Source organism: Pseudarthrobacter sp. 1C304, assembly GCF_052245515.1.
In the GTDB taxonomy this organism is placed as follows: domain Bacteria; phylum Actinomycetota; class Actinomycetes; order Actinomycetales; family Micrococcaceae; genus Arthrobacter.
In genome coordinates this window covers 81,773-97,343 of record NZ_JBQQCH010000006.1, presented here as the reverse complement: position 1 = coordinate 97,343, position 15,571 = coordinate 81,773, and the positions used below count along the sequence as shown (strand labels likewise).

Below are 15,571 nucleotides of genomic sequence, written 5' to 3'. Positions count from 1 at the left end.
GTCAGATGGGTGGCGGGCGGGAGCTGGCCCGAAGGAGGGTTAGTTTCCCAAAGTAACTAGTCCTCTGCTATATTGGTTGCCTCAGGCAAGCAAAGCCAGCAGGAGGAAGCCGCCATGGCCGTCGCGCCGGACACCGCCGCAGAACTCGTCCACCAGATTTTCGACCTCCAGCGCGCAGTCCGCTGCGTCGCGGCCGTGAAGCTGCGCGGTGAGGACACCGGCGTCGCCCTCCAGGGCGTCCTGCGCTTTGTGGGGGAGGGGGAGTCCCGGGCCACCGCACTGGCGGAGCGGCTCGGCGTCAGCGCCCCCGTCCTGAGCCGGCATATCGCCGAACTGGAAGAGCAGGGCTACGTGGTCCGCAGGCCGGACCCCCTGGACGGGCGCGCGCAGCTGGTGGCCCTCTCCGCGTCCGGAGTCGAAAAGCTCCGGTCCATCGAGGAGCAGCGCGCCGCCACCCTCCTTGAGTTCCTGCAGGACTGGAGCGAGCAGGACGTCGAGCAAACCACCACCACCCTGCAAAAACTTGCTGAGTCCCTGAGGACAGCAGCCCGGGCAACGACGGCCGGATCCACCACCACCGACCTTGTTTGAGGAGCGCCCCATGACAGCAACCCTGGAAAAACCACCCGCACCGCAGGCGGCCATGACCCACCGCCAGATCATGGAGGCCCTGACGGGCCTGCTGGCCGCGTTCTTCACCGCGATCATCAGCAGCACCATCGTGGCGAACGCGCTGCCGACCATCATGTCCGAGCTCAACGGCACCCAGACCGACTTCGCCTGGGTCATCACCGCGGCCCTCCTCGCGAACGCCGCCACCACGCCGATCTGGGGCAAGCTGGCGGACCTGTTCAACAAAAAGCTTCTGGTCCAGCTCAGCATCGTGGTCTTTGTGGCCGGGTCCGTCATGGCAGGACTCTCGGAGACCATCCCGCTGCTGCTGACCGCCCGCGTCATCCAGGGTGTGGCCATGGGCGGGCTGACCGCACTGGCGATGGCCATCATCGGCTCCATCATCCCGCCCCGCGACCGCGGCAAATACTCCGGCTACATGGGCGCCGTGATGGCCGTGGGCACCGCCGGCGGCCCGCTCTTGGGCGGCTTTATCGTGGACAGCCCGCTGGGGTGGCGCTGGACCTTCTTTGTCTGCGTTCCGCTCGCCGTCATCGCCCTGATCCTGCTGCAGATCACCCTGAAGCTGCCGCACGTCAAGCGCCCCGCCAAGATCGACTGGCTGGGATCCGTGCTGCTGACCTCCGGCGTAAGCCTCCTGCTGATCTGGGTGTCCTTCGCCGGCAACCCGGACTACTACGACTGGTGGTCATGGCAGACCGTGGCCATGGTGGGCGGCGGCATCGCACTGCTGGCCCTGCTGGTCCTGGTGGAATCCAAGGTGCCGCAGCCCATCATTCCGCTGAAGATCATCTCGCAGCGCACCACGGCCCTCGCCATCCTCGCCTCGGTCGCCGTCGGCGTCGGGATGTTCGGCTCCTCCGCGTTCCTGGGCCAGTACTTCCAGGTGGCACGCGGCGCGTCCCCCACCGAGGCCGGGCTCCTCACCCTGCCCATGATCGCCGGAAACCTGCTCGGATCCGTGGCCTCCGGCCAGCTGATCAGCCGCACCGGAAAATGGAAGCGGTACCTGATCGCGGGCTCCGTCCTGATGGTCGGCGGCCTCGGTCTGACCGGGACCATCGATCACACCACCGAACTCTGGCTGACCGGCGTCTACACCGCAATCCTGGGCATCGGCCTGGGCCTGCTGATGCAGAACCTCGTCCTGGCCGTGCAGAACACCGTGCGTGCCAGCGACATTGGAACCGCCAGCGCCTCGGTGGCGTTCTTCCGGTCGGTCGGCGGCGCCATCGGCGTCTCCGTCCTGGGCGCCATCATGGGCAACCGGGTCAAGGAACTCGCCACCGAGGGCCTCGCCGCCGCCGGCATTCCCGCCAGCGGCGGAGCGGGCGCCAGCATGGACCTGGCGCACATGCCCGAGCCTGTCCGGGAGATCATGCGGGCCGCCTACGGCGACGCCACGGCCCAGATCTTCATGGTCTCGGCGGTTGTCGGGCTCGTTGCCCTGGTGGCGATCCTCTTCATCAAGGAAGAGCCGCTGCGGCGCACCGTGGACATTGTCAGCCCGGCTGCCAAATCCGACGGCGGCCCGGCCCCGTCCGCCGCGACTGCGGTGGAGTCCGCAGCCCCCGCGGACCTCGACCGGGAATTCGTGGACGTCCTCAGCCGGGAGCGCGAGAGCCAACACCGGGCGAATTAACGGCCGGGGTGCCGGGTCCCCGGAAAAGTACGCCGTTTGGATGATTTTCCGTCCCCGATGTTCCCCGCCGGCCGGTGGTTTCGTAGAGTTGGATGGCTATGGCTGTCGGCCCCCTTTGCTAGTCATGGGAGCATCCGGTTGAGGTTCCCTTGCCAGATACTTCACCAGCCTCAACTATTCGGTATTTCCTCAAAGGACACGTGGGCATGCTTGTCACTCTTATACGGCGCTATTCGAAGCCGTATCTGCCGTACATCTGGGCAGTGGTACTTTTCCAGCTCGCCTCCACCATCGCGGCGCTGTACCTCCCCAGCCTGAACGCCCAGATCATCGACGAGGGCGTGTCCCGCGGCGACACGGACTACATCTGGCGCACCGGCGGGGTCATGCTGGGTGTCGCCCTGGTCCAGGTCGCCACCGCGATCGCCGGGGTCTACTTTGGCTCCAAGGCCGCCATGGCGTTCGGCCGCGACCTGCGCCGCGGGGTGTTCCGCAAAGTCACCAGCTTCTCCGCGAAGGACGTCAACGTCTTCGGCGCCCCCACCCTGATCACGCGCGGCACCAACGATGTGCAGCAGGTACAGATGCTGATGCTGATGGGGTTGAACTTCATGGTGGCCACGCCCATCATGTGCATCGGCGGCATCGTGATGGCCGTCCGCGAGGACCTCAACCTGTCCTGGCTGGTCTGGGTATCCGTTCCGGTCCTGGTGGTGGTGGTCGGGTACCTCGTGGTCCGCCTGATGCCGCTCTTCCGGTCCATGCAGGAGAAGATTGACCGGCTCAATGGCATCCTCCGCGAACAGATCATCGGCATCCGCGTGGTCCGCGCCTTCGTCCGCGAACCGCACGAGGCCCAGCGGTTCGGCGCGGCCAACAAGGACCTGACCGACGTGTCGCTGAAAATCGGCGCCCTCTTTGTCCTGATGTTCCCGGCCATCGGCATGATCCTCCACGTTTCCACAGCCGCCGTGCTGTGGTTCGGCGGCCAGCGGGTGGACGCCGGTGAAATGCAGGTGGGCGCGCTGACCGCCTTCCTGCAGTACCTGCTGCAGATCCTGATGGCCGTCATGATGGGCACCTTCATGGCGATGATGATTCCGCGCGCCTCGGTCTGCGCGGATCGCATCGGTGAGGTGCTCGACGTCGAACCCTCCATCCACGAAACCGTCACCCCCGTGGCACCGGCCGAAAAGGCCGGCCGGGTCGAATTCCGGAACGTGACCTTCGCCTACCCCGGCGCCGAAGCGCCGGTGCTCAGCAACATCAGCTTCACCGCCGAACCCGGGCAGACCGTGGCCATCATCGGCTCCACCGGCGCCGGCAAGTCCACCCTGCTGGCCCTGCTGCCCCGCCTGTACGACGCCGCCTCGGGGGAAGTGCTGCTCGACGGTGTCCCGGTCACCAACCTGGACCGGGCGGAGATCACCCAGCGCGTTGCCATGGTGCCGCAGCGGCCGTACCTGTTTTCCGGAACCATCGAGCACAACCTGCGCTTCGGCAAGCCCGACGCCACGGACGTCCAGCTGTGGGACGCCCTCACCGTGTCACAGGCCGCGGATTTCGTGCGCGAAAAGAAGAACGGCCTCCACTCACGCATCGCCCAGGGCGGCACCAACGTCTCGGGCGGCCAGCGCCAGCGGCTGTGCATCGCCCGGGCGCTGGTCACCGAGCCCAAGGTGTTCCTCTTTGACGACTCCTTCTCCGCCCTCGACGTCGCCACCGACGCCCGGCTCCGCAAGGCCCTCAAGGCGAAAACCGCCAACGCCACCGTGATCATTGTGGGCCAGCGCGTCTCCACCATTGCCGACGCGGACCAGATCCTGGTGCTCGACAAAGGGCGGATCGTGGACCGCGGCACGCACGAACAGCTGCTGCAGAGCTCCGCGACCTACCAGGAAATTGTCGAATCCCAGCTGACCGCGGAGGCCGTGGCATGAGCACCGAACAGAACGTCTCACGGAAGTCCGGGGATCCGGCAGGCACGGAACCCGGCTCCCAGCGGACCGCTGCGGAGTCCGCTGCACCGGAGCCGGACGAGGACTTCTTCGAAGAGGAATACCGCCCGGGCGAAGCCGACGGCGGCATGTTCGGTGACCTTCCGGCCAAAAAGGCCCAGCACTTCTGGCCTTCCGCGAAGCGCCTGATGGGGTTGCTGAAACCCGAACGCGCCGGCATCATCGCCGTCTTGGCCATGGTGACGGTCGCCGTCGTCCTGAACGTGGTGGCGCCGCGGATCCTTGGCCAGGCCATGGACGTCATCTTCGGCGGGGTCGTCGGCAAGCAGTTGCCCGCGGGCGGAACCAAGGAGGAGTACGTAGAAGACCTGCGCGCCCAGGGCCAGGACAACTTCGCGGACATGCTGTCCACCATGGACGTGGTCCCCGGCGCCGGCATCGACTTCCAGGAACTCGCCTTCCTCATCAGCGTTGTCCTGCTGATGTACTTCGTCGCCAACATCTTCCTGTGGCTGCAGGGCTACGTCCTGAACATCCTGGTGATGCGGGTAGTCCGCCAGCTGCGCGACGACACCGAAAGGAAGCTCAACAAGCTCCCGCTGAACTACTTCGACACCCGCCAGCGCGGCGACATCCTCTCCCGGGTCACCAACGATGTGGACAACATCCAGCAGGCCCTGCAGCAGGCCTTCGCGCAGCTGGTGAACTCGGCCCTGACGGTGATCGGCATCGTGATCATGATGTTCATCGTGTCCTGGCAGCTGGCCCTGATCGCCCTGGTCGCGCTGCCGCTCTCGGCCGTGGCGGCCGGCGTTATCGGCGCCCGCAGCCAGAAGCTCTTCGCCGCCCAGTGGAAGAACACGGGCGAGCTCAACGGCCAAATCGAGGAGTCGTTCTCCGGCCACGACCTGGTCCGGGTCTTCGGCCGCGACGCCGACATGCTGGACCGCTTCGACGAGCGGAACGAGGCCCTCTACCAGGCCAGCTTCGGGGCGCAGTTCGTGTCCGGCATGATCATGCCGGTCATGCAGTTCGTCTCCTACCTGAGCTACGTCGGGATCGCCGTCGTCGGCGGCCTGCGCGTCGCCTCCGGCGGGATGAGCCTGGGCGACGCCACCGCGTTCATCCAGTACTCGCGCGAGTTCACCCAGCCGCTGGGCCAGATGGCGGGCATGGCCAACATGCTGCAGTCCGGCGTCGCGTCCGCGGAGCGGGTCTTCGAGTTCCTCGACGCCGAGGAACAGGACGCCGAAACCGCCACGGAGCACCTGCCGGCCAAGACCGACGGCCACGTCGAGTTCCGCAACGTCACGTTCAGCTACACCCCGGACAAGCCGCTGATCGAGGACCTCTCCTTCACCGCGGAGCCCGGCCACACGGTCGCGATTGTCGGCCCCACCGGTGCTGGTAAGACCACCCTGGTGAACCTCGTGATGCGTTTCTACGAGCTCCAGGGCGGCAGCATCACGCTGGACGGGGTGGACATCACGCAGCTGAGCCGGTCCGAGCTGCGCGCCAAGGTGGGCATGGTGCTCCAGGATGCCTGGCTCTTCGGCGGGTCCATCTACGACAACATCCGCTACGGCAAGCTGGACGCCACCGAGGAACAGGTCATGGAGGCGGCCAAGGCCACCTTCGTGGACCGGTTCGTCCGGGCCCTCCCCGACGGCTACAACACCGTCATCGACGAGGAAGGCAACAACGTCAGCGCCGGCGAGAAGCAACTGATCACCATTGCCCGGGCGTTTGTGGCCAACCCCTCCCTCCTGATCCTGGACGAGGCCACCAGCTCCGTGGACACCCGTACGGAGGTGCTGGTCCAGAAGGCCATGGCCGCCCTGCGCACCGACCGCACCAGCTTTGTGATCGCCCACCGCCTCTCCACCATCCGCGACGCCGACACCATCCTGGTGATGGAGGCCGGGCGGATCGTGGAGCAGGGCGCCCACGCCCAGCTCCTGGACCTCAAAGGCGCCTACTTCCGGCTGTACATGTCCCAGTTCGCCGGCGAGGACGCCGAGACAGCCTTCTCGGACAACCCGGAACACGATGCGACGGCGGTGCACAGTTGAGCGCCGCACGCCCGGCATCGGCAGCGGCCGAGGCCGGAAGCCCGTCGTCAGCGGAGTCCCCGGGCCCGGAGTCCCGGCGCATCGAGGTGCAGATCCCGATGCGGTGGGGCGACATGGATGCCTACGGCCACATCAACAACGTCCAGGTCGTCCGGATCCTGGAGGAGGCCCGCATCGCCGCTTTCGGCCCGCCCCGCGGGACCGGACTGCCGGGCATCGAACCGCCGGTACCGCTCTTCAACGAAGTCCCGGAGGGGACCCTGGCGCTGATCGTGGACCACAAGATCCGCTACGTCCGGACCCTCGAGTACCGCAACGTGCCGGCCGTGGTCCAGCTGTGGATCGGCGCGGTGAAGGGTGCCAGCTTCGACATCCACTACCTGGTGCAGGACCCCGTCACCCGCGAGGACTGCGTCCGCGCCAGCAGCCACCTGGCGTTCGTGGACGAGGCAACGGGCCGGGTGCTCAGGCTGACGCCGGAGCAGAAGGAGAAGCTGGCCCGCTTTACACCGGCTCCTGCGGGCTGACCTAAACCGGTCCCATTGCCTCTATCTCGCCCTATCGATCGTCCCTAGAATGAACAACCCGCGGGCATGTCAGCCCGGTAGCGAAGGAGCGCAGACCATGGTGAACAAACGAGCACAGATGGTGGCGAACAAGCGCAAGAAGTACGCGCGGAAGAAGGCGTGGAAAGAGCTCTCGCCGATGGCCAAGTTCGGCACCATCACCGCCGCCGCCGTCCAACTCTCGCTGCTGGTCGCGGCCCAGACGGACATCACCCGCCGCCCGGCGAATCAGATCCGCGGCAGCAAGGCGATGTGGCGGGTCGCCACGCTGATCAACTTCGTGGGCCCGGGCAGCTACTTCACCTTCGGCGTCAAGCGGCACTCCGCCGCAAAATAGGGACGGCTGGCCAGCGAATCCGGCCGATCTTCGGAACCTACTCCGAAGTAACATCCGGGTGTCCCGTAATGCGGGCGTTCAGCTTAAGCCTGTAAATTGAAAGCATGACCCCAGCCAAAAAGCCTGCCATGCACCGTGCCCTCGGCATCTCCAAGGAGATCGAAGACGCAGCGTGGTTCGTGTTGGGGCCGGGGCTGCACGGCAAACCGTCGGCCCTGGACGGGCGCACCAAGACCTGGTCCGTCCAGGCCGCCGCGGAGCTCCTCGACCGTCTGGAGCGCGGGGTCCCGGACCCCAAGGCCCCCATGATGACCAACCTGCGGGAGAACCTGCAGGGAGCCTCCCGGGGAGCGAAGCAGCTGGCCGTTGAGCTGTTGTTCCTCCAGTCCCTGCCGCTGGCTCACGAGGTGAAATCCCTCAAGGTCAAGCGGGCGCGGGTGGCGGAGGCCGCCAGCTGGCTGGAGCCGCCGCTGGAACTGCCGGACGAACTTTACGCCGGCATGACCGACCACGGGGTCATCCGCGACCGCACCGCGGAGTTCAACTGGACCATCTGGGACCACCTGAAATGGCTCTGCCGCTTCGTCCAGCACGTGGCCCAGCGCCCGGCGGGCGCCGTCGCGGCCGCCGTCAAGGATCCGCTGTCGTTCCACCGGCTGGTGGCCGGCACGCCGGACGACCAGCCGGCCATCCGCCGCAGCATCGAATTCCTGGTGTGGCCCAGTTATTTCGAACCCGTGGTGGCCGACGTCGAACGCCAGGAAATCCGCGACGCGTTTGCCTCCCTGGTGGGCGGGGCGAAGGGCGACAGCGACGAGGAAATCTCGGCGGACATCCACCGCATCCGCCTGCACCTTGACGAGCAGGCCGGCCAGCGGATCGACTGGTACGCCCGGCAGCTGGTGAGCCAGTGGCGGAAGGTGGGCGATCCCGGCCGGCGCGCCTGGCTGCTGCGCACCCACCACGACAACGCCGAACTGCTCAGCACCTGGCAGTCCGAGGAATCGGTGACGCTCGACGTCGAGCACCTCCGGCTGCTGGACCCCGGCGTCACCGCCGGGGTGGTCCAACACGCCGTGGACGAGGACTACAAGCACCTGGGCTACGTCGAACGCGAGGACACCAAGACCGCGGTCTTCGCGTTCCTGACCGTGATGAAGCCCGGCGATCTGGCCCTGTACCAGAGCTCCGGTACGGTCCGGGTGGGCGTGGTCCTGGGCGAGCCCGAGCACCGTGAGGACAACCGCCGGCTGCGCCGCAAGGTCCGCTGGTTCGACGAAACGCACAACATGACCGAGCTGCCCCGCCACGTGCAGCGGCAGCTGGCCACCTCCGGGATCGTCGCGGACATCACCCGCGTGATCCAGGCCCTCGAAGCCCTGCTGCCCGCCGAAGCGGAAGCCCAGCCCGGCGACGGCACCGAGCCGTCCGCCGTCGTCGAACCCGCTTGCGAAGGGTTCCGCCCGCTGACGCCGGAGTTCGCCGCGTCCCTGCACATGGACCTGGAACCGCTGCAGGAAATCGCCGAGCTGCTGGAGGAGAACCGCCAGCTGGTGCTCTACGGCCCGCCCGGCACCGGCAAGACGTACCTCGCCAAGCATCTGGCCGCCCAGCTCGCCGGCGACACCACCGACGAACGCGTCAAGCTGGTGCAGTTCCACCCGTCGTACGCCTACGAGGATTTCTTCGAGGGCTTCCGGCCGGACAAAAATGAGGAAGGCCAGGTGTCCTTTAAGCTCGTCGCAGGGCCACTGCGCCGGATCGCCGAGGAGGCTGCCAAACCGGGCAACGAGAGCAAGCCGTACTTCCTGATTATCGACGAGATGAACCGGGCGAACCTCGCGAAGGTGTTCGGCGAGCTGTACTTCCTGCTCGAATACCGCGACGACCGGATCTACCTGCAGTACAGCCCCAACGAGCCGTTCACGCTGCCGGACAACCTCTACATCATCGGCACCATGAACACCGCGGACCGGTCCATCGCCATGATGGACGCCGCGATCCGCCGCCGCTTCTCCTTCATCGAACTGCACCCCAAAACGGAACCGGTGAAGGGCTCGCTGCTGCGGTTCCTCGAGGCCCGCGGCCTGGATACGACGCCGGCCCTGCTGATGGACGCGCTCAACGACGCCATCGACGAGTGGGACCGGGACCTGATGATCGGCCCGTCCTACTTCATGAAATCCTCCGCGCAGACACCCAAGGGCCTGCGTCGGATCTGGAAGTACGAGCTGATGCCGCTGCTGGAGGAGCACTACCACGGCCAGCTGAACCGGGCCCAGCTGGATGAGCGCTTTGGGCTGGACCAGCTGCTTGACCGCCTTGCGCGCGTCTAGCCAGCCAGGGCCGGCCAGCCGTACCGCCGGCCCCGGCGGGCCGGGTTCGGGTGCGTCGGGTTCGGTTGGGCCGGGTTCCGGGCAGGTCCGCCGGATTGTCCTCGATGAACTCTCCGGCGGCGTGGTCGAGCGGCTGACCCCGGACAGTGCGGCGTACATCAACGGCAGCGGCCTGGCCAAGGCATCGCCGATGGGCCTGGGGCTGTACCGGATCGAGCCGGTGGGGAAAGTCGGTTCCGTGCGGACGCCGGCGGTGCAGCTGGAGGTGCGGCCCAAGGACCGGCTGGGCCTGGACCGGCTCCTTTTTCTGCTCGGCTACGCGGGGGACCAGGGCTTCCGGGAGGAGCCCGTGGCCGCGGTCGAGGAAGCGGACCTGTGGAGCGCGCTGGCCGAATCGCTGGCGCAGCTCGCCGAACGGGCGCTCAGCCGCGGCGTGCTGCAGGGCTACCTGAATGTGGACGACTCCCTGCGCACGGTTAAGGGCCGGATCCGCATTTCGGACCAGATCTCCCGGCGCCCCGGCATGCTGGTGCCGCTGGAGGTCTCCTATGACGAGTTCACTGAGGACATCGCGGAGAACCGTATCCTGCGGGCGGCGCTCGAACGGATGTCCCAAGTCCCGGGGGTGCGGCCGGAGGTGCTGAGCCGGCTGCGCCAGCTCAAGGGCAAGCTCGCCGCCGTGACCCGCCTGCAGTCCGGCGCGCCGTTGCCGGTGTGGCGGGCCAGCCGGATGAACACGCGCTACCAGGCTGCCCTGCGGCTCGCCGAAGTGGTCCTGCGCCATGCCTCGGCCGAGGCCGGCGACGGCGCCCAGCAGTCGGCGTCGTTTGTGGTGGACATGTCCGTTGTGTTCGAGGACTTCGTCGGCACGGCGCTGCGTGAGGCCATGGCGGTGTACCCGGGGGAGATGCGGCTGCGCTACAACGCCCTGCTCAACGAGGCGGTCCGCGACTCGGACCGGATCGTGGTGCGGCCCGGTGCAGTCCATTTGCTGGGCGGGCGGCCGGTGATGGTTTACGACGCCAAGTACCAGGCCGCGGCCGACGCCGGTGCCTCACTGTCGGGGGACCATTACCGGATGCTGGCGTACTGCACGTCACTGCGGGTGCCGACCGCGTGGCTGGTGTATCCGGGCGCCGGCGAGATCAAGCTGCGCCGGATCCTGAACACGGACATTGACGTGGTGGAGTTCCCGCTGGACCTGTCGAAGCCGCCCTCGGAAATTCTGGCCTCCGTGGCGGACCTCGCGCAGCAGTCATGGGGCGAACTGGTGCGCCAGGCGACCATCAGCCGCTGACGCATTTCTTCTGGCAGGCGCCGCTAGCTGGCTTCCTGCTCCAGGGAAACAGCCAGGAGGTGGCACAGGAGAGCCTTTTCCGGCTGGCCCGGGTTGTTATTGATGTGCTGGCGGAGCTTCTCGCGAACGTGCGCCTCTTCAGGCTTGCTGTCGGAAAGGATCGCATCAATGATCGCGGATACCTGCCGGCGGAGGGGCTCGAGGTCGTGGTCCACCTCGGTGGACTGCCCGTATCCCTGCGGCCGGTAGCCGGGGGACGTTCTCGACGGACCGCTGTGGATCCTCGGCGACGTGGTGGACCTCAGCAAGTGCGGCATCTGGCGCTCTCCCGTGGAGTTAAAAGATGAGTAAGTGCGGAATCAGTAGAGTCCTTGTCCCCAGATTCGGATATTACCTGAGGCAACACAATCTGTCGCGCATGGCCGCTGGCCTATTTTTTAGGTGTCGTCTTCAACCAAATCCGGCTAGGATTCCCGCGGCTCGACGCGCGGTTCTGCCGATGAATCTCCTGCGGAGTCGGAGCGCGCGCTGCCTGGCGGGATTGGGTCGGCGAGGAACTGGTCCAGCTGGGCCTCCAGCGCCGTAAGGTCCGCAAGGCCGCACTCCCAGACGGTGAGGACGTCCCAGCCCAGGCTCTCCAGTTGCTGGCGCTGCAGGGCATCGCGGGTGCGGGTGCGGGTGCGCTTGGTTTCCCAAAACTCGGCGTTGGCTTTGGGAGCGTGCTGCCCCACCCGGCAGTCGTGGAAGTGCCAGAAACAGCCGTTGACGAAGATGACTTTGTGGCGGCCTGCGAACACCAGGTCCGGGTTGCCGGGGAGCCGGCCCCCGCGGGTAGTGCCGTGCAGCCTGTAGCGGTAACCCTTGGCGTGGAGCAGCCGGCGGACCAGCAGTTCCGGCTTGGTGTTCTTCCCGCGGATGCGGGACATGTTCCAGCTGCGCCGCTCAGGTGTCAGCTTGTCCGCCATACGTCAAGTCTAGGCGGCGGTGTCCTGCCGGGATCGGGCGGGCTCGGGCAGGGCAGGCGGCGTTGCCGACGACGGCGGAAGGTCGCCGCCGTCGTCGTACGGTTTCTAGATTTCCCGTTCCGGATGCTCGCCGAACTGGAAGTGCCGGCCGGTGACGCTGGTCGGTGCAATCTCGACGTAGAAGTCCTTGAGTGTGGGCACCCACGGCTTGAGACCTAGGGCTTCTGCGGCTGCGATATCCGCGGAGTTGTCCAGCACGCGGGCCGTGCCGCGCAGGACAACCGACCACGCCTCGTCGGCCAGGATGCCGTCCGTTTCGAACAGCACTTTGGCGTTGATGGTCAGCTCCGCGAGCTTGTTCCCCGGCGCCGTGCGGAGGTAGAGCTTCCGCCCGCTCACGGCGTAATTCACCGGGAAAATGTCGGGTTCGCCGCTGACCGTGACCACCAGCCGGCCGTGCTTAGTGCCCTCGATCAATTTCCAGCACTGATCGTCATCGAGTACGAGGACGGGGTTCTCATCTGCATGTTCGAACATCATGGGGTTCATTGTTCTGGGCAGTGTAGAAAAGCGCCAGAGGCTTGAGCAGGGAAAATCGGTGAAACGGTGCCCGGTCGGGACCCTGTGGATAACTTCCAACCCCAAAATGTAACGTCGGTTACCCTTAAGGCATTGTTTGGCTTCAGGCGTCTTGATTTTCTATCGGGGGAGTAGCTGACCATGACATCTCGCACCGCACATTTCGGCCGTCACAGGCGCATTTGCGCGGTGCTGGCAGCGCTACTCATTCTGCCGGTCGCCGCCTGCACCGGCGGAGGTACAACGCCCGGAGCGACAGCCGCGCCAGAATCCCCAGGCCCGACGGCGTCGCCCACCCCATCCGCCACCCCCACGCCAACGGCCAGTTACAAGCCGGCGGACGCCTCCGGCAGGGCAGAGAATGTCCCCGTTCCGGTGCTCCCGGAGGCTGCGAAGGCGGAGACGAAGGAAGGTGCGATCGCCTTCGCCGCCTATTGGTTCAGCCTGCTGAGTTATGGATACGAAACAGGTGATTTGGCCCCGCTGGAAGCAGTTACGTCGCCTGCCTGTGGGCCGTGTGAGAAGGCGAAAAGCGTCATCCGGGCATGGCATGCGGAGGGTCGCTGGCTCATTGGTGGAAAGATCACGACTCCGTCTGTGAGCAGTGAGTTCATTCGTGACGAGGACTCCACGTACCAGGTAGCCGTGCAGGCACAGCAAACGCCGCTTACCTATATGAGGCAGGACGCCAGCGTAGCCCGTAGCGACCCTCAGCCTGACGACACGGGCAATCTGCTGTTTGTCACTTATAGCGACGGAGCGTGGGCTGTCGCCGATGTCGGCAGAATCGTCGGTTAGGTCGTGCGACCAACTGAGAGCGTCCGGCGCTACATGACCGCCCGGATTATCGCAGCGGCGATTGTCGTGTCCTTGGCTCCTGCATCAGCTCACGCTGAGCCGCCCGATATATTCAGTGATTGGACTCCCGACAGTGTCAGCGTCGGCGGCTACAGGCTCGACCCTGCGACGGGGAAATTTGTGGCGCTTCAACCGGGGGCTCCTAGCGCCGACCCCAACCAGTACAAGTACGAATTGCAGTGCCACCTGGGCGGCGGCGACTTCGACACGGACTGCCTCGCTGTTGTTGTCGACTGCAAGAACGGCCCCGACGGAAATGACGGTATCCCGGTCGTCTGGTTGAAGGCCCCGGCTGGTGTGCCAAACCCGACGTGGACGTACCACTCCGGCCCCACGTGCCTCTTCGATCCGAGGCCGGAGGACCTGCTGCCCCGGATTGCCGCCATGATCCAGACGGAGTTCCAGCGTTTGCCGGTCGCCGCAGGATCTGTCACCGCGCAGCCGAGTCCGCATACCCTGCGGGGCGCCGAGACCAACTTCTTCGCAGAAGCAACCGAGCAGCAATTCGACATCACCATCCTGGCCCAGAAAGTCCACGTCGTCGCCAAGCCCGTCCAGTACACCTGGAGCTACGGCGACGGAACGTCGCTGGGGCCGCAGACTGCGGCCGGGGGACCCCTGCCCCAGGACCGCTGGGGCGAAAAGACCGCCACCAGCCACGTCTACACCCAGACCGGCGATTTCCCGGTGGTCCTGACCACTCATTTTCAGGGCACGTACTCGGTCAACGGCGGCCCGCCGTTGCCCATCCCGGGCCAAGGGCAATTCAGTTCCCCGCCCCAGACCGTCAGCGTCTGGCGCTCCATCACCCGGAATTATGCCGACGATTGCCTCCGCAACCCGCAGGGACAGGGTTGCCCCGGCGTCGTGCCGCCCGCGCCTTGACGGCAGTTCAGGGTCTAAGCCCGCAGCTCCCGGTCAAGCCGCTCCATTCGGGCGCTGACCAGCTGCCCGCGTGGATCCTTCGGCCCCAGCAGCGCAGCCAGGGATGCCGCGGCCGCGGTGTCGGCGGAACCCATGTCACTGGTGCACCACTGCAGCATCAGCCGGGCATCGCCGCTGGACCGTACGGAGGCCCCGACGGCGTCATTGAGTTCGTCGCGCATGAACCCGACGGCGAGGTTGCTCGAACGGTTCAGCAGCCTGGCCCGGTAGGCGGCAAGGGCCTCCGCCACCCGGCCTTCGCGCAAATGCCTGGCCACGGTGGCGGCGTCCGTCACCACCTTGACCGTCGGCGCAAATCGGTACGGGTTCGCGTCGACCACATTGCCCAGCGCGCTGCGGATTCGGTGCATCTCGGTCCGGATCGCCGCGGGAGTGCCCGCGTCGCCGTGGATCTCGTAGGCCAGTTCGTCGGCGCTCCAACCCTGGGTCCTCGACGCCAGCAGGGCCAGGATCTCGGCCCGGCGCAGCGTCAGCGGCCGGCCCTGACCGCCGTCGAGCGCTGCCGACGGCGCGTCCCCCAGCAGCCGCAGCGTCAGCAGGGACTGGATTCCGCTTCCGGGGCGGCCCGCAGGAGTGCTGCCCGGCCAACCATCGGCGCCAGCGGTAGCAGTGGACTTCAGGAGCTCCTCGGCCAGCCGCACGCCGCACCGCACTAGCCGCAGGCTGTCCGGCGTGACGGACTCGAACGGTCCGGACACATCCAGAACGCCGACCACGTCGCCCGTCAAGGGGTCGCGGATCGGCGACGCGGTGCAGGCCCAGTCGTGGTGGGTCCGGACGAGGTGTTCGGCCGAGAAGAGCTGTGCAGGGGCGCCGGTCACCAGAGCCTCGCTGATGGCGTTGGTTCCGACGCCGGACTCGGACCAATCGGCGCCTTCCACGAACTCCAGGGAGTCCGCCAGCTTCAACGCCTGTTTGCTGCCGACGCGCCACAGCACCTCACCCTCGTGGTCGGTCACGATCAGCAGGTGGCGCCCGGTGGCGGTCTCGTCCGCCAGAAGTTGTGACAGCGCGGGCATCACGGCGGCCAGGCGGTGGCCGGCACTCAGCGAGCGGGCCTCAGACACGTCGTGCCGGTGCACCGGGCGGTGCTGGTCCGGGTTGATGCCCAGCGCTAGGGACCGCTGCCAGGATTTGGCGAGGGATGGCGACAAGTGCGGATTCGAGGTGCCGGCCACGGACGCCTCATGAGCCGTCCGGAGGGCCCGTGCATACTCGGCCGGCGCGGAAAACCGCAGGTCGGCGAGCTGCGTGATGGAGTGGCCGCCCTGGCGCATGCTCATTCTCCCAACTCGCCGTCGAATCGTCGCACGTGGCTGAGCTCCGGCAAACCCCGGCCGGCTTCTGCGCCGGCCGGGGGCCTGGGAGCTCTGTGTAACCCGA

14 protein-coding genes are annotated in these 15,571 nt (G+C 66.7%); 10 read left to right on the top strand and 4 right to left on the bottom strand.

Annotation, left to right across the window (positions count from 1 at the left end):
- Nucleotides 1-114 precede the first annotated feature (114 nt).
- From ACTWQD_RS12790 to ACTWQD_RS12755, 8 genes are all read left to right on the top strand, one after another.
- Complete coding sequence (locus ACTWQD_RS12790; protein WP_443196503.1) at nt 115-591, top strand: MarR family winged helix-turn-helix transcriptional regulator; 477 nt, start codon at nt 115-117, stop codon at nt 589-591.
- A 10-nt stretch (nt 592-601) separates the two neighbouring features.
- A complete protein-coding gene (locus tag ACTWQD_RS12785; RefSeq protein ID WP_443196502.1) occupies nt 602-2,275 on the top strand; it encodes an MDR family MFS transporter in 1,674 nt (557 codons plus the stop codon).
- Nucleotides 2,276-2,481: 206 nt separating this feature from the next.
- Nucleotides 2,482-4,215, top strand: coding sequence for an ABC transporter ATP-binding protein (locus tag ACTWQD_RS12780; protein ID WP_443196501.1), 1,734 nt, complete (start codon nt 2,482-2,484; stop codon nt 4,213-4,215).
- On the top strand, nt 4,212-6,305 hold the full coding sequence (locus tag ACTWQD_RS12775; protein ID WP_443196500.1) for an ABC transporter ATP-binding protein: 2,094 nt from the start codon (nt 4,212-4,214) through the stop codon (nt 6,303-6,305). The genes ACTWQD_RS12780 and ACTWQD_RS12775 overlap by 4 nt, the downstream gene beginning before the upstream one ends.
- A 98-nt stretch (nt 6,306-6,403) precedes the next feature.
- On the top strand, nt 6,404-6,832 hold the full coding sequence (locus ACTWQD_RS12770) for an acyl-CoA thioesterase (RefSeq protein WP_443196610.1): 429 nt from the start codon (nt 6,404-6,406) through the stop codon (nt 6,830-6,832).
- Between the two features lie 97 nt (nt 6,833-6,929).
- Complete coding sequence (locus ACTWQD_RS12765; RefSeq protein ID WP_443196499.1) at nt 6,930-7,208, top strand: hypothetical protein; 279 nt, start codon at nt 6,930-6,932, stop codon at nt 7,206-7,208.
- A gap of 104 nt (nt 7,209-7,312) precedes the next feature.
- Nucleotides 7,313-9,544: an McrB family protein gene (locus ACTWQD_RS12760; RefSeq protein WP_443196498.1), complete on the top strand. Its 2,232-nt coding sequence runs from the start codon at nt 7,313-7,315 to the stop codon at nt 9,542-9,544.
- A gap of 121 nt (nt 9,545-9,665) precedes the next feature.
- Nucleotides 9,666-10,841 (top strand): 5-methylcytosine restriction system specificity protein McrC, encoded by a 1,176-nt coding sequence (locus ACTWQD_RS12755; protein WP_443196497.1) that lies wholly within the window; start codon nt 9,666-9,668, stop codon nt 10,839-10,841.
- 23 nt (nt 10,842-10,864) lie between these two features.
- Here ACTWQD_RS12755 and ACTWQD_RS12750 read toward each other — a convergent pair whose 3' ends face one another.
- From ACTWQD_RS12750 to ACTWQD_RS12740, 3 genes are all read right to left on the bottom strand, one after another.
- Nucleotides 10,865-11,158, bottom strand: a complete 294-nt coding sequence (locus ACTWQD_RS12750) for a hypothetical protein (protein ID WP_443196496.1) — start codon at nt 11,156-11,158, stop codon at nt 10,865-10,867.
- A 147-nt stretch (nt 11,159-11,305) separates the two neighbouring features.
- Nucleotides 11,306-11,806, bottom strand: coding sequence for a very short patch repair endonuclease (locus ACTWQD_RS12745; protein WP_443196495.1), 501 nt, complete (start codon nt 11,804-11,806; stop codon nt 11,306-11,308).
- A gap of 105 nt (nt 11,807-11,911) precedes the next feature.
- The gene (locus ACTWQD_RS12740; RefSeq protein ID WP_443196609.1) at nt 11,912-12,346 is read right to left on the bottom strand and encodes a pyridoxamine 5'-phosphate oxidase family protein; all 435 of its coding nucleotides are present in this window, start codon (nt 12,344-12,346) and stop codon (nt 11,912-11,914) included.
- A 180-nt stretch (nt 12,347-12,526) separates the two neighbouring features.
- Here ACTWQD_RS12740 and ACTWQD_RS12735 point away from each other — a divergent pair, with 180 nt between their 5' ends.
- Together ACTWQD_RS12735 and ACTWQD_RS12730 are read left to right on the top strand one after the other, a co-directional pair.
- A complete protein-coding gene (locus tag ACTWQD_RS12735; RefSeq protein WP_443196494.1) occupies nt 12,527-13,183 on the top strand; it encodes a DUF6318 family protein in 657 nt (218 codons plus the stop codon).
- 180 nt (nt 13,184-13,363) lie between these two features.
- Entirely contained in the window at nt 13,364-14,128 is a 765-nt protein-coding gene (locus ACTWQD_RS12730) for a hypothetical protein (RefSeq protein WP_443196493.1), read from the top strand.
- 14 nt (nt 14,129-14,142) lie between these two features.
- Here ACTWQD_RS12730 and ACTWQD_RS12725 read toward each other — a convergent pair whose 3' ends face one another.
- Nucleotides 14,143-15,465 carry a GAF domain-containing protein gene (locus ACTWQD_RS12725; RefSeq protein ID WP_443196608.1) on the bottom strand — a complete coding sequence of 441 codons (1,323 nt, stop codon included), beginning with the start codon at nt 15,463-15,465 and terminating at the stop codon, nt 14,143-14,145.
- Nucleotides 15,466-15,571 lie beyond the last annotated feature (106 nt).